Annotated in this window: 18 protein-coding genes; 16 read left to right on the top strand and 2 right to left on the bottom strand. The window is 33.2% G+C overall.

Annotation, left to right across the window (positions count from 1 at the left end):
• Positions 1-79: 79 nt before the first annotated feature.
• Both A3EE_RS0102170 and tpx read right to left on the bottom strand, forming a co-directional pair.
• Complete coding sequence (locus tag A3EE_RS0102170) at positions 80-1,582, bottom strand: OmpA family protein (RefSeq protein ID WP_018341789.1); 1,503 nt, start codon at positions 1,580-1,582, stop codon at positions 80-82.
• Positions 1,583-1,659: 77 nt separating this feature from the next.
• Complete coding sequence (tpx, locus tag A3EE_RS0102165; RefSeq protein ID WP_018341788.1) at positions 1,660-2,169, bottom strand: thiol peroxidase; 510 nt, start codon at positions 2,167-2,169, stop codon at positions 1,660-1,662.
• A 336-nt stretch (positions 2,170-2,505) separates the two neighbouring features.
• Between tpx and A3EE_RS0102160 the strand changes: the two genes are divergently transcribed.
• From A3EE_RS0102160 to A3EE_RS0102085, 16 genes are all read left to right on the top strand, one after another.
• Positions 2,506-3,456: a DUF4380 domain-containing protein gene (locus A3EE_RS0102160; RefSeq protein ID WP_018341787.1), complete on the top strand. Its 951-nt coding sequence runs from the start codon at positions 2,506-2,508 to the stop codon at positions 3,454-3,456.
• 26 nt (positions 3,457-3,482) lie between these two features.
• The gene (locus A3EE_RS0102155; protein WP_018341786.1) at positions 3,483-4,850 is read left to right on the top strand and encodes a sensor histidine kinase; all 1,368 of its coding nucleotides are present in this window, start codon (positions 3,483-3,485) and stop codon (positions 4,848-4,850) included.
• 1 nt (position 4,851) lies between these two features.
• Positions 4,852-5,307 (top strand): hypothetical protein, encoded by a 456-nt coding sequence (locus A3EE_RS0102150; protein ID WP_157446840.1) that lies wholly within the window; start codon positions 4,852-4,854, stop codon positions 5,305-5,307.
• 38 nt (positions 5,308-5,345) lie between these two features.
• Positions 5,346-6,188 (top strand): sensor histidine kinase, encoded by an 843-nt coding sequence (locus tag A3EE_RS0102145; RefSeq protein ID WP_018341784.1) that lies wholly within the window; start codon positions 5,346-5,348, stop codon positions 6,186-6,188.
• Between the two features lie 45 nt (positions 6,189-6,233).
• A complete protein-coding gene (locus A3EE_RS21025) occupies positions 6,234-6,539 on the top strand; it encodes a GNAT family N-acetyltransferase (protein WP_018341783.1) in 306 nt (101 codons plus the stop codon).
• Between the two features lie 362 nt (positions 6,540-6,901).
• Positions 6,902-7,981, top strand: a complete 1,080-nt coding sequence (locus tag A3EE_RS0102135) for a hypothetical protein (protein ID WP_018341782.1) — start codon at positions 6,902-6,904, stop codon at positions 7,979-7,981.
• A gap of 26 nt (positions 7,982-8,007) precedes the next feature.
• Positions 8,008-8,217: a hypothetical protein gene (locus A3EE_RS0102130; RefSeq protein ID WP_018341781.1), complete on the top strand. Its 210-nt coding sequence runs from the start codon at positions 8,008-8,010 to the stop codon at positions 8,215-8,217.
• A 101-nt stretch (positions 8,218-8,318) separates the two neighbouring features.
• Positions 8,319-8,882: an AraC family transcriptional regulator gene (locus A3EE_RS0102125; RefSeq protein ID WP_018341780.1), complete on the top strand. Its 564-nt coding sequence runs from the start codon at positions 8,319-8,321 to the stop codon at positions 8,880-8,882.
• A gap of 41 nt (positions 8,883-8,923) precedes the next feature.
• Positions 8,924-9,370, top strand: a complete 447-nt coding sequence (locus A3EE_RS0102120; protein WP_018341779.1) for a response regulator — start codon at positions 8,924-8,926, stop codon at positions 9,368-9,370.
• An 11-nt stretch (positions 9,371-9,381) separates the two neighbouring features.
• Entirely contained in the window at positions 9,382-11,172 is a 1,791-nt protein-coding gene (locus A3EE_RS0102115; RefSeq protein WP_018341778.1) for a CHASE3 domain-containing protein, read from the top strand.
• A 125-nt stretch (positions 11,173-11,297) separates the two neighbouring features.
• Positions 11,298-11,906: a DUF4142 domain-containing protein gene (locus tag A3EE_RS0102110; RefSeq protein ID WP_033417441.1), complete on the top strand. Its 609-nt coding sequence runs from the start codon at positions 11,298-11,300 to the stop codon at positions 11,904-11,906.
• A 34-nt stretch (positions 11,907-11,940) separates the two neighbouring features.
• Positions 11,941-12,432 (top strand): TspO/MBR family protein, encoded by a 492-nt coding sequence (locus tag A3EE_RS0102105; protein ID WP_018341776.1) that lies wholly within the window; start codon positions 11,941-11,943, stop codon positions 12,430-12,432.
• Positions 12,433-12,457: 25 nt separating this feature from the next.
• A complete protein-coding gene (locus tag A3EE_RS0102100) occupies positions 12,458-13,342 on the top strand; it encodes a YihY/virulence factor BrkB family protein (RefSeq protein ID WP_018341775.1) in 885 nt (294 codons plus the stop codon).
• A gap of 257 nt (positions 13,343-13,599) precedes the next feature.
• On the top strand, positions 13,600-14,214 hold the full coding sequence (locus A3EE_RS0102095; RefSeq protein WP_026209547.1) for a DUF4142 domain-containing protein: 615 nt from the start codon (positions 13,600-13,602) through the stop codon (positions 14,212-14,214).
• A 60-nt stretch (positions 14,215-14,274) separates the two neighbouring features.
• Positions 14,275-14,430 (top strand): lmo0937 family membrane protein, encoded by a 156-nt coding sequence (locus A3EE_RS21740; protein WP_018341773.1) that lies wholly within the window; start codon positions 14,275-14,277, stop codon positions 14,428-14,430.
• Between the two features lie 51 nt (positions 14,431-14,481).
• The gene (locus A3EE_RS0102085; protein ID WP_018341772.1) at positions 14,482-14,757 is read left to right on the top strand and encodes a YtxH domain-containing protein; all 276 of its coding nucleotides are present in this window, start codon (positions 14,482-14,484) and stop codon (positions 14,755-14,757) included.
• Positions 14,758-14,760 lie beyond the last annotated feature (3 nt).

Genomic DNA, 14,760 nt, shown 5'->3' with positions numbered 1-14,760 from the left:
GACTCTCCTTTATCAAAACATCCGTAGAGCGCTGCGCTAACTCTACGGATAGCTTCTGCCCTAAGCCTTCATCTTCATATTACATTTTTATAATCCGCATCTCCACCCTTCTGTTGAACTTGCGTGTTTGTTCGCCATCGTTACTTGCTATCGGATATTTTTCTCCGTAACCAACGGTTTTGATACGGTCTGCAGAAATTCCGTTTTCAACCAGATAGTTTTTAACAGTTGCTACACGTTGTTGCGAAAGCAATACATTTTGTTTTGTATCGCCTACATTATCTGTATGTCCGGAGAGTTCAATGATCATATTGGGATATTGATTTAATACCGCTATCAATTGATTTAACGGAGGAAGAGAAGAAGGAAGCAAAACAGAACTTGTTCTGCTGAATAAAATATTGTTCAGCAGAATACTGTTACCCGCTGCCAGTTTTGAAACTTCAATGGTATGCGTGGTATAAAGACTTTTACGTTCTTTGTCGTTTAATAAAAATGTGTCAACGGTTGGATAATAATTTGGCAATGCTGTTTTAACAACAATGAACGAATCCGGCTTGATATCTGCCGTATACATGCCGTCTGCAGAAACAACGGAATAATAATTTTTTCTTGTATAGATATCAATTGTCCCTGTAACTACTTTCTTAGTTGCAACATCTACTACTTCAATCATTACGTTGATCGGCGGTATTTTTGGTTCTTCTTTTTTTGCTACAACAGTAAGATCATTCGGACAGGCATAAGCAGTGTTTTGTGTTTTTGTTAATTCCCAGCACCCAAATTTTGTTGTATCCGAATTAACTCCCCAGATACCGTTTAATTTTGTTCCTTCTTTGTTCATCACAAGTACACACCAGCCTTGCTGTCCATCGTCAACTTGTTTCCAGGTAAATGTATACGATGTACGATCCACATGTTTAAGATATAGTTCGCCTCTCGACCATTTGTAACAACCATATATAATACCACTGCTGTTGGTATTCAAACTCACCCAATCAAAATTGCTGTTCCACACACCGTTTGTGGAAACGGACTTAGGTGTTTTTGTTACATAATCGCCCCAGGCTTCAAACTCCATTAATTCCGTCCATTGCGGATTGCCATGGTTTGATGTAATGGTCAGTTTTATCCAGCGTGCTTTAACACCAGTAATTTCAAATGCATTGATTTTATTTTCTTCCAGTAAAAAGGGTGAGGCAGATACATAACCAGTTTTTGCAGATGTGGTAGAAAATTCAACCTTGATGTCTTTTGCGCTTATGCCGGTATATTCTTTTTGACAAAAGGTATTGAACACAAGTTTATTGATGAGAAAATCTTCTGAGAGTTCAAATACAAAAACATAAGGTGCTTTAGAAGCTGCGCCCGAACACCAGCCTGTGGCCGGATTCTGATCCTGTAAACCATATACCGACCACGCATTCACTTTTGCACTGTATGCTGTAGCAGTAAAAAATGTAGAAGGTTTTTGAACAATGATGCATCCGTTTTTTAATGCTGTTGCATTAACGGAACCAGCCAGAGAATGTATGATTGAGCAACAAAGGAATGCGATTAAAAGTATAAATTTTTGCACCATGTGTGGAGTTTGGTTGATGTAAAATAAAAAAAAAGAGTCGCATTTGCGACTCTTCTATATTTTCAGTGAGCAAAATATTATTTTAAACCCGCAATCGCTTTCAAAACGTTATCATAATTAGGTTCTGCAGAGATTTCCGGAACAAGTTCGGTATAACGTACAACATTATTTTTATCAACTACAATGATTGCACGCGCTGAAAGTCCTTTTAATGGTCCGTCTAAAATTTCAGTATTATATTTTTGAATGAACTCAGAAGATCTGAAATCTGAACCGCTTGTTACATTTTTAATACCTTCTGTTTCACAGAAACGTTTCATAGCGAAAGGCAAATCTTTAGAAATAACAAGTGCTTTAACACCCGTTTCGTTTGCTAATTTTTGATTGAATTGTCTGGTCTCTAATGCACAGGTGCTTGTATCTAAGCTGGGAACAGCAATGATCACTTTTATTGCATCGCCTTGTCCGTACAACGTACCTTCAGATAAATCTGATTTTACGAATGTGAAGTCAGAAGCAGTTGTGCCTAGGCCCGGCAAATCACCTTTTATTGAAACAGCGTTTCCTTTTAAAGTTACTTTAGTCATGATATGTTGTTTTAATGAATGTTGCTCGTTAAAAATTATTTTAATACAGCGTAAACCCTATGAATATTGACTTGAGAATGTTTAATAAAGAAGTCTTGGTAGCTGGCTGATTGCTGTAATTTATCTCTAAGATATTCTAATTTTTTTTAAAATACTGAAAGCATAGCCCTTTACTTATAAAATATCTTTATACGCTCAAAAGTATACGCCTACTTAAATTTCTGAATCAACTTTCTTGATTACAGCAAATAGTCTTGCGTAAGGTTTTGGGTTTCTGAAAAATCCTGTAATTTCGACCTAAAATACTTATTAATCAATAAATTAAGTCGAGTGCTTATGAAAATGAATTATCTTTTGCCATCGTTGCTTATTGCTGTGAATGCGTTGTATTCATGTGCAGATTCAAAAAAGACAGAGACCGCAGAACATGTTGAACAGACTGCTAAAATTGAAGCAATCGGCGACAGCGCTTATACCTTAAGCTTCGCAGGTTTGCAGGCGATAGTAGATGTTAAAAATGGTGGTAGATTAGAAGCACTTGCTTTAAATGGAGAAAATTGTTTGTCAGGTAAAAAAGTAAATGCCGGAAACTGGGGAACATCGTTGTGGCCTAGTCCGCAGGAAGCATGGGGATGGCCGCCTTCGCAACAGTTGGATAATCTTGCTTATTCCGTTTTATCAGATTCTTCAGAAGTTGTTTTAAAAAGTCAGAAAGATATCAAGCAGGCATTCGTATTTACAAAATCATATAAGATAGATACCAAGGATACTTCGCTTGTAGTTACCTATACAATTTTGAATGATACAACGGTAGCTCAAAAAGTAGCAGCCTGGGAAATTTCAAGAGTTGCACCAAACGGTTTAACATTCTATCCATCAGGAGATGAAGTGAAACGAGGAGATTTGGTATCATTAACAAAAGACAGCAGTGGTGTAACGTGGTTTCAATACGATTCAACAACGGTTCCTAAAAACGGAGTACCAAAGTTATTGGCAGATGGTAAAGAAGGATGGTTGGCACAGGTTAATAACGGTTTATTGTTAGTGAAATCTTTTGAAGATGTAGTAACGGGAAAATATGCACCGAAGGAAGGTGAAATTGAATTCTATACGAACCCTGATAAGAGTTATATTGAAATTGAACAACAAGGAACCTATGTTGAATTGCAACCTGGCGGACAGATTGTTTATGTAGTTCGATACAAATTAGCGAAACTTCCTTCATCCGTTCACGTAACTATTGGAGATGTTGACTTGCTTAAAATAGCTCGCTCAATGAAGAGGTAAGAAATGTGTGCAGCCAGCTTGGGGATATGAATAGATTCTTTTCATCAAAAATTTCAGATAACAGTAATAATGTTCAGACAAAACGCAATAGCATCGGTAAGGTGACTATTGCGCTTTGCTTCTTTATTAGTGTTGGCTTTTCTATTGCATTCCTTTATCAAAGCATCTATCCACTAAACGCTGTATTCATAAGCTTTACAGTTATTTATGCAATTGCCTATTTTGTTTTCAGCAATAAAAATATTCTTTTAGGTAAAATACTTTTGTATGTGGCCATGCTGGTGCATACATTTTTTCTGTCGTATAGTTTGGGTCAGTATGTACAAATAAAATTGTTTTACATTCCGATCTCTATAGTACCCTTATTGATTTTTTCAAAGGAAGAAAAAAATGCAATGTATGCGATGTTGGTATTGACTGCGTTCAATATTGTATTGATCAATACCACAATACATTTATTTGAAATACCACAAACATATAGTTTAGAAACGTATCGCATTATTAATAATGCATTCGATATTACCTCTATGTTATGTATGGTAATTCTGGCCTTTCTTTTTTTACAGTTAACCGAAGCTGGCGAAATCGAATTGCTAAAAGCGAACACAGAACTTTCAACTCAAAAAGAACGCGAACAGAAAACAAATTTTATTTTAAAACGCGCGAAGGAAGATCAGGAGCGATTAAATCTGATGAAGGATTATTTATTCCGCATCATATCCCATGACTTGAGAAGCCCTGTTAATACGATACATGGCTTAACGGAACTGCTTGTTTCAGGAAATTTAACTAAAGAGGAAGAAAGACTTATTTCAGAAACGCTAAAGAGATCTGCAGAAAGTACAACACATTTATTAGATAATTTACTTAAATGGTCCGTTTTCCAAATCAACAATTCCAGCAAACCTATTATCGACAAGGTGAACCTGAAGGAATTAATAAACGACATATTTAATCAATTGGAAGTAAAGGCAAATCAAAAGAGCATTCTTTTAATTGATAAAATCCCGAATAATTTGTTAATTGATGCAGATGCTAATATGCTTGAAATTGTACTTCGAAATTTAATTTCGAATTCAATTAAATTTAGCTACGTTGGTCAGGCTATACTTATTCTTGCAGAAAAAAACGAAACACATTTAAGTATACAGGTTAAAGATTCCGGAATGGGTATTTCGCAAGAAATCCTTGACAAGCTTTTTACAAATGACAAATCCGTTTGCAGGGAAGGTACTCATGAAGAAAAAGGAACGGGTATTGGACTTCTTCTATGTAAAAATTTAGTTGAAAGTTTAGGAGGTACAATTAAGGTAGAAAGTGTACCTAAATATCAAACGATATTTATTGTTCAAATACCTTTAAAAATCAATGATACAAATTTAACCCACAGCTAATTTGGTCAACCTGTTAAAAATTGGAATATCGGACAACTTAAAGGCAATCGAAGCCAAACGCATTTACTTTGTGAATGTATTGTCTCTATTGTGTTTTTGCACATCCATTTTTATGATCGTTCCATACATCATTTTTGACCTGCATTTGTTGGCATTGATCTGTATTGTATTTTCACCGGCATATTTGCTATGTTTCCATTTCAATTCGAAAAGAAAAATCAATCAAGCAAAAATGTTTATTTTTGCTACCATTGCAATCAACATATTCTGTTTATCTATTGTATTAGGTAATAAAGTAAACATGGCTACATTTTACTTGCCATTGGTTGTAATACTTTTTTTATTGTTCGATAAAGATCAAAAAAACGCTTTACTCACTTCTATTATTTTAGTTGCCATCTGTAGCATTGCGGGGTTTATTACCAACAGTTATAATCTGGATTCGGTTATCATTTAAAACCTGAAGGCCTGGTTTTTGTTAATACTGCATTCAACGTGATTTCGCTTTTTGGTACTGTTTTTTTAACGTATGTGTTTGTTATTTCTTCGGATGTAGCTTTAAAAAAACTATCTCTGACAAATAAAAATTTACTTATAGAACGTGATGAATTATATGAATCTACTGTTCAGTTAAATAAAACAACAAAAGAGCAGCTGGATTTGAATCAATTAAAAACAAAATTGATCTCCATAATTTCTCATGATGTACGTCAGCCGATAAACAATGTAATCAGTGTTGCAGAAGTAATGATCCAATCGCAATTGACAGATGCTGAAATGCATGATCTGGGATTAAAACTTAAAGATTCATCGGTGCATGTATACCAGATGCTTGATAATTTATTGACATGGTCGTATTCACAGATGAATGGTTTACATCCGGTTCCGGTGAGCATTAAATTAAAGAAGACTGTAGATTCAGAAATAAGTAAAATTTATCATTGCATTGAAAATAAAAAACTCACATTAGATTTAGATATTCAAGAAGAACATGTGATATTATTTGATAGAGTTATGTTTGAAATTGTGTTCAGAAATATCTTTAATAATGCAATTAAATTTTCTCCCATAGGAAGTAAAATAAAAATATATAGCATAAAAGAAGATAAGAAAACAAAACTTTTTATTTGTGATGAGGGTATTGGCATTTCAGACGAGCTGAAGAAAAAATTGTTTTTAAATGACCTTTCAAAAAGCCGATATGGAACATCCAATGAAAAAGGAGCAGGTATTGGTTTATTACTTTGTAAAGAATTGATAGATGCGAACAACGCACAGGTTGACGTTCAGAATAAACAGGAAATAGGAACGACATTTGTGCTGACCTTTCAGAATTAATATATCTATATTTTTATAGGAACACTTATTTATTGTACATCCAAAATGATTCAAATTAGAAAATGTGTGATCGAAGATATTCGTCCACTTATAGATTTATTTGATGCATATCGTGTTTTTTATAAAATGACTACAGACAAGGTTTCAGCCGAAAAATTTTTAGCAGGCCGAATTAAAAATCAAGATTCAGTGATTTATGTTGCCGAAAATGAAGTAGGAGATTTGACAGGTTTTATACAATTGTATCCAATTTTTTCATCCACACGTATGCTGCGTTTGTGGTTGTTGAATGACCTGTTTGTTAAACCATCTGAAAGAGGCAAAGGAATTTCAAAAATGTTAATTGAATAGGCAAAACAATTATGTATTGAGTCGGGCAGTTGTGGCATGATGCTGGAAACTGCTAAATCAAATGTTATTGGAAATCAATTATATCCATCTGTGGGCTTTCAATTTGATAACGATCATAATTATTATTCATGGGATTGCTGATCATTTTGATACTGACAAAACAGTAAACGGGTGAAGCCATAACATATAGATTTTTAGATTATTATAGCTTCATTCAATCCAGTTTATTGGTTACACATGTAATTTATGTAACAATAGAATAAAATCTTGTAATGTATTAAATTCTCAAACTCCGCACTTTTACAGTACTCTTTTACAGAACCTGTTTCGATAAAGATAATTAGTACTAAAAGCTTTGAGTTATGAGAAAGTCAACAAACAAGGAAAGCATTAACGAAGGACAAGCAGTTGTAAAGACACTTTTCAAAAAGAAAAGTTCTATAAAATCTACACGATCTAATGCTGTTACGTCAACATCCAACAATGCAATTTTAACAGATATTCAACCGGATAATAAGAATTCTGTTAACTACTCAGCAATTTCTCATAATTCAGATTCATTTGCTGATTATACATTAAATAGAATAAAAAACCTGACAACCGATTTTGGAATCAAGCAAACCGTTGGTGACAAACAAGATCTGAGTATTTATGCCTTAGATGACAATGCAACAGCTCTTGTTATTATGTGCGAACATTATGCATTAACAAGAGACAAAACAGATCTTGAACTGATAGATATTTATTTGAATTTTATTCAATATTGTCTTCAACCTACAGGTTATTTTTTCAAATATGTAAATGTAGAAAAAAAATTCACAGACGATAACAACGATGTAAATCTTGCTGATACTACAGGCTGTGCCATTTGGGCATTAGGGTATTTAATATCCAAAAAGAAAATGTTGCCGGAAGCAATTGTTACAAAGGCTGAAGCAATGTTTCAGGAAGCACTTGCAGGAATTAAAAAAATTCATTCTGTGAATGCCATCTCCTATATTATTAAAGGCTTGTATTATAATCATACACAGAATGAAACAATAGAAGGTGTGTGGCTGATAAAACAATGTGCAAATATTTTAGTTGATCTATATAAAGATGTTGAGAACAACAACTGGAAATGGTTTCAAAGTAACATTACAGTTGAAAGTAGTCTGATATCAGAAGCGTTGTTATGTGCATGGTTAGCAACTGGTGAGCCGTCTTACAGACAAATTTCTAAAACATCCTTTGATTTTCTATTATCGAACATCTTTAAAAACGATGATCAAAAAACATTTTCAGAAGAAGAAAAAATGTTTGAAGGGAAAAAATCTATCCAAATAAATACATTGATTTTTGCTTTGAATACCTTTCACAAAGTCTTCAAAGAAGAGGATTATTTAATAAAAATAAAACGCTCTTCCGAATGGCTTCAATGGAATAGATTCATGCAATTTTAATTATCACACTTTTACACGTATAACTTATGAAGAATGCAGGTATTTTAGTTATCATAATTGGGGCACTTATGATCGCGTATACAGGATTTAATATTATTACAAAAGAAAAAGTAGTAGATGTTGGTCCGATAGAAATAAACAAAGAAAAAAACCATCCGGTACAATGGTCGCCGATTGTTGGAGTAATTCTGGTAATAGGTGGTGTAGCAATGCTGGTGATTAATAAAAAGAATTAAAAGTAATAAAATATGCAATCTTGAGATACCTTGCTCTGATATAAAGAGCAAGGTATATTTTATTTTGTCTTTAAAAGGATTACATTTAGTAAAAAAGGATAATGAAACTATATTTGAAATTTGACATAAATGCAATTTGTAAGAAGGTGCTGCAAGAGCAACTGGATGCATTGAATATAGATTATTCAATATTAGGTTTTGGGGAAGTAGAAATTCAAAATTCCGCTTCGAACGAAACAGTTAAAAAATTGCAGGATAATTTAGGTGAATATGGAATTTCGGTTGTTGAAAGCCATAAGAGCATTCTTGTTCAAAAGATAAAAGATGCTATCATAGAAATGATTTATAGCGATGAGAAAATATCGAATGAAAAAACATCCGTTTATCTGGCCGACAAGATCGGACAAAGCTATGGATACATTTCAAACCTGTTTTCTGATGTTACCTACACATCCATAGCCAATTTTATAATTTTACAGAAAGTTGAACGTGCTAAGCAGTTGATTCTTACCAATGAGTTAACAATTACTGAAATAGCATGGAAGTTGAATTATAGCAGTGTTGCACACTTTAGTAATCAATTTAAGAATGCAACAGGCCTTACCCCAAGTGCATTTTTAAGGATTATTGATAAAAGAAAGAGTGCATTACAAAAGAAAAATTAAAAAATACATTTAAATTATATTAATCAATAAACAATACAGAAATGCAAAACGAGATAATCAGAGTGATGCTTGCAGATGATGATGAAGATGATAGACTCTTTTTTAAGGACGCATTTGAAGAAATAAAAATTAAAACTGAAGTCAGTACGTTAAAAAACGGCATCGAATTGATGAATTTTCTCAATCAACCTAAAGTTATTTTGCCGCATATACTTTTTCTTGATTTAAATATGCCGGGCAAAACAGGTATGGACTGCTTGCGAGAAATAAAATCAATAGACCGGTTAAAAGACATAGCAATAGCTATTTATTCAACATCTGCATCCGAAGAAGATATTGAAGAAACGTTTGTGCAGGGTGCGAATGTATACATAAAGAAACCACATGAGTTTTCTGCATTAAAAAAAATTCTTGAAGATGTAATAACAATAAACTGGCAGTACCATACCTCTGGATTAAATAGAGATAATTTTTTACTTAGTCTTTAGACTGATTACACATGAATTTAAAAAGTGTTTTTAATTCTTCTTTGTTTTTAAAAAGCATTTTTGCTGCTTCATTATTTATTTTAATATTTATTTCTACATTTTTATATAAGCACTCGGTCGGTTTAAATGAATCCTCTAAGCTGCTTGTTCACTCACATAAAGTGCATCTTGAATTAGAACAGCTTAACTCCACACTGAAAGATGTTGAAATTAACCAGACAGGTTATTTTATTTCAAGAGATACTATTTTTATAAAAGCATTCAATGATTCCCGTGATAAGGTGGCAAAATCTCTAAAGACCTTAAATTATTTGGTTGAGGATAATCTTACGCAGAGAAATAATCTTGATATACTGCAGCAACTAATTACACAGAGGTATAATATTCTTTTTGAAAATTCTATAAACTTAACAGATTCAATACCACTCAATGCAAAACGGTTTAATAAAAGCTTAGTTGAAGGTAAAAAGTTGATGATTTCGATACGTACGCACATCAATAAAATGGCTGATTTAGAACAGTTGTATATGGTAGAGCGTGAAGAACGTTATAAGAATGAAAGCTTTTTTACACCTTTCTATTCCATGCTGCTCTTATTGTTTTCATTAATCGTATTTGTTTTTTCATACTTTAAGATCAACAAGGATCTTGAATCGTTTAAGAAAGCAAATGATGAATTGATTATTGCAACAGAGAGTATGAAACATGCGGAAGAAATTGGTGGCTTCAGTAGCTGGCAATGGAATGTGCAATCAAATACATTTATTTATTCAGACAATCAATACCGTTTATTAGGAGCAGAACCTAACTCGTTTGTACCAAGCAATGAAGCCTTCTTGGAGTTTGTTCATCCGGAGGACAAGCACATTATTGCGAATGGTGAAAACAAAGCCGTAAACGATAAAGAATCCAGTGTAGCGTTTTACAGGATCATTCGTAAGGATGGAAGCATTCGGTATTTCAGATCCATAGGAAGATTTTTAACAAATAATAAAGGAAATAAAATTCTTATTGGAATCAACAATGATATTACAGATCAATATTTAATAAGTAAATCGCTGGAAGATCGAAATCAGGAATTGGAAAAAAGTAACAAGGAACTTGCATCTTTTAACCACGTTGCCAGCCATGATTTGCAGGAGCCGCTTCGAAAGATACAAACGTTCATATCCCGCATCTATGAAAAAGAATCCTATAATTTATCCGAAACCGGAAGAGAGTATTTTCAGCGTATTCAAGCGGCGGCAAATCGCATGCGGATATTGATAGATGATCTGTTGCTTTTTTCAAGAACAAATAAAATCGAAAAAGTATTTGAAGAGGCCGATTTGAATGAATTGCTCACGTCCGCTGAACTGGAGCTAGTTCAGACGATTGAAGAAAAAAATGCTAAAATCAATTCCACATCACTTCCAACGCTGAGTGTTATTCCATTTCAGATTCAACAATTATTTATAAACCTGATTGCAAATTCTTTAAAATATTGCAAACCGGATGTTGACCCGATTATTACTATTGGATGTAAAATTGTTAAAGCAAAAGAGTTTACGTTCTTAAATCAAAATACAAATACAGAATATTACAAAATAACCATATCAGATAATGGATTAGGTTTTGAAGCAGAATATGCGGAAGCTATTTTTACTTTATTCTATCGCTTGCATAATAATTCTGACTATCCAGGAACAGGTATTGGATTAGCGATCTGTAAAAAAATTGTTGAAAACCACAAAGGAAAAATTTTTGCTAACGGCATTCTTGGAGTAGGAGCAAGCTTCGACATTTTTTTACCTATAAAATAAAGCAAGCCAAGCGCTTGGCTTAATGGTAAACCTATAAAAATTAGAAAATTTCATGTAATCATTCTAATGTGATTCATGTGGTTATTTGCATTATCTAAAAGGAGATAATTAAAATGACCACATCTATGAAAAATTATTTAAATCTTTCAACTCTATTTTTCCAAATCCTCTTCTTGGCAGCTGTGGTATTGGGTGCAGCATTTCTGTTTAGTGGCTCTTCTTGCAATTCAATCAAAGGAAGAGATTCAAAAGCCGTTGCATGCGAATTGAATGAAGCAAGATTTGATAATTCAGAAGATATAAAAAATGCAGGGTATTTAGTTAATGTGGCTGAAATACATTTAAAAGAAATTCATCTGGCCCGGGTTGCACAACAAAAGGCAAAACATATTGATGTAAAAGAATTGGGCAAAATGATTGAAAAGATGAATGCCAATACGTTAAATGCTTTATCAATTCTAGCAAATAAAAAATCTATTTCCATTCCAGGTTCTACTACAATACAGGGCTTGGAGGCGGCTGATTTTTTAAATAAAAAATCAGGCATTTCTTTCGACAAAGAATATTGTGATATGATGGTTGTAAGTCAAAAACGTATCATTGATATATTTGAAGACATCGTAGACGAATCTGAGGATGCAGAAATTAAGATCTGGGCTTTTTGTGCTTTACCTGCTTTACGAAAACATTTAGACTATGCTCTTATATGTCAGAAAAAATATGCCGCAATATAAGTCGATTAAAATAACTAAAGCATAAAATAATATTATGGATACTTCAATTCAAAAATTAAGCATATGGAAATTAATTATTTCAATAATAGGTTGTGAACTTACAGGTGTTTTAAGCAGCATACTTTCTAATGCAGCTATGAATCCATGGTTTGATAATCTGAATAAACCTTCATGGAATCCACCGTCTGCCGTATTTGGTCCGGTTTGGTCTATATTATATCTTTTAATGGGAATTAGTTTGTGGCTGGTATGGAAATCAGAGAAACCAACAAACGAAAAAGAGATTGCAGTAACATTTTTTATCATACAACTCTTTCTAAATTTTTGGTGGTCTTTATTATTTTTCAAATTTCATTCGCCTGAATTGGCATTGGTGGATATAACGTTATTATTAATATTGATATTGGTTACAATCATTCAATTTTTTCCTATTTCTAAAACTGCAGCATACATTTTAATTCCTTATTTATTGTGGGTTGCTTTTGCAACAATTTTAAATGCTAGCATTTTGATTTTAAATTCATAGTTATTCAATTTCTAAATTATACTCTATGCTAGCTTACTTAAAAGAACTGTCGGCTTTATTCAAGACCACTTTTCAGGAGTGGAACAAAAGAGATCCGTTTAAACAAAGTGCTGTTATTGCATATTATGCTATTTTCAGCATGCCGGGTTTATTAGTCTTGATCGTTACGATAACCGGATACTTTTTTAATAAAGATATTGTAAATAAAAATTTGATCGATCAGGTAACACATACACTGGGATCAGACATTGGGGATCAGGTAGAGCTTATCTTGCACAATGCCGGGAAAACGAAAGCAACTATTTTAGGAACAATCATTGGCGTTGGAACATTGTTACTTGGCGCAACAGGCGTTTTTGTTGCGCTTCAAAAAACCTTGAATGAGATATGGGAGGTTGAGACTTCGACAAAAAAAGGAATACTGATCGTATTAAAAAGTAGAATGTTTTCCTTTGGTTTAATTTTGGCAATAGCATTTTTACTCTTGATATCGCTTGTTGTATCCACAGCATTGTCTGCACTGGGTGAATGGATTCACTCAGATTCTTCCGAAGTATTTATTGTTGTATTTAATGTGTTCAATTTTATTATATCTTTAATCATCATTTCTTTTTTGTTTGTGCTGATGTTTAAAATATTACCTGACGCTAAAATAAAGTGGAATCAGGTTTGGCTGGGAGGACTTGTGACCGGTATTTTATTTACCATTGGAAAAACAGCATTGGGCTTTTATTTTGGGAAAACAACACCCGAGTCAGCTTATGGAGCTGGCGGTTCCATTGTTTTATTATTGCTGTGGGTTTCGTATTCTTCAATGATTTTATTTTTTGGTGCAGAGTTTACAAATACGTATACAAAGAAATATTTTTCAAAACCGAAGCCAACCGAAATTGCAGAACGTAAAACATAAAAAGATTCATAAAATAAATTTCTTATAACAACGGGGTGGCCTTATTTAAAGGGCACCCCGTTGTTATTTAAACCAACTTCTAATGATCATATAAGAGTTATAACCCTTTAAACAGATAATTACAATGTAATGGGAATGATATAAAAGATTAATATTTTTTTGTAATGCTATCGGAAGAGAACGTATGCACATTTGTAATGTTAATTAACAACAGCTATAAAAAACTAAAACAACAAAACATTAAAACTTTTAACAATATGAAAACGACAATCATTAAAGCATCATCAGTTATTTTCTTCTCGTCTCTACTTTTTGGATTGACATCTTGCGAAAATAAAACAGAACATTCAGATATTGACGACAAGCATTCAGAGCCAAAAACAGAAGAGGTAGCAAAGGAACAGAATGACAAAAAATTTACAGAAAGCGACGACGAGAAAAACGCGAAGTTTTTGGTGAAGGCTACTGAAATAAATTTAGAAGAAATTTCTCTTGGGAAATTAGCTCAACAAAGAACTACAAATGCGGATGTAAAAGAATTGGCTAAAATGATGGAAAAAGCACATACCAAAGCATTGGCAGATGTAAAAGGCTTAGCTGCTAAAAAAGGCATTTCTGTTCCAACGGAAGACACCGAAGATGTTAAAAATGCTTACACTAAATTCTCTGAGAAAAAGGATCAAAAAGAATTTAACAAAGATTATGCAGATCAAATGGTTGATGGCCATAAGAAGGCAATCGAATTATTTGAAAAACAATCTACAGAATCAAGCGATGGAGATATTAGAGCATGGGCTGCTTCTATGTTGCCGGAATTAAGAACACATTTGGATCATGCGGTTGCTGTTCAAAACAAATTGGAAAAGAAGTAATTCTTTATTGCCGAAAGAATAAAACAAAAAAAATATCATAAACTCTAAACACATACAATCATGGGAAATTTACTTTATATCATCGCAGTAGTATTAATTCTTTTTTGGGCAGTTGGCTTCTTTGCTTATGCAGCCGGAGGAATTATTCATGTATTACTTGTTATAGCAGTTATTGCTATTTTATTACGAGTTATTCAAGGCAACAAAGTTGTCTAAATTTTATAAACGACAAACAATTATTCTTAAACAATTTAAACAAATACAACTATGAGTTCAGGTAAAGTATTATTAGGCGTATTGGCAGGAGTTGCCGTAGGTGCATTGGTTGGTACATTGTTAGCACCAGACAAAGGTTCAGAAACAAGAAAAAAAATCCTTGACAAAGGAGAAGGTTATGTGGATGATTTAAAAGATCAATTCGATGAACTTCTTGCTGCACTTAAAGATAAGTATGCAGATAAAGCAGAAGATCTTCTTGCAAAAGGAAAGTCTAAATACAACGAAGCAAAAAATGAATTTAAAAGTTCAGTTGCAGAAGTATAGTCA

The sequence above is a fragment of the Cytophaga aurantiaca DSM 3654 genome (genome assembly GCF_000379725.1).
In the GTDB taxonomy this organism is placed as follows: Bacteria; Bacteroidota; Bacteroidia; order Cytophagales; family Cytophagaceae; genus Cytophaga; species Cytophaga aurantiaca.
Note: the sequence above shows the minus strand (reverse complement) of the source record. Positions and strands in the feature narration are given on the sequence as shown.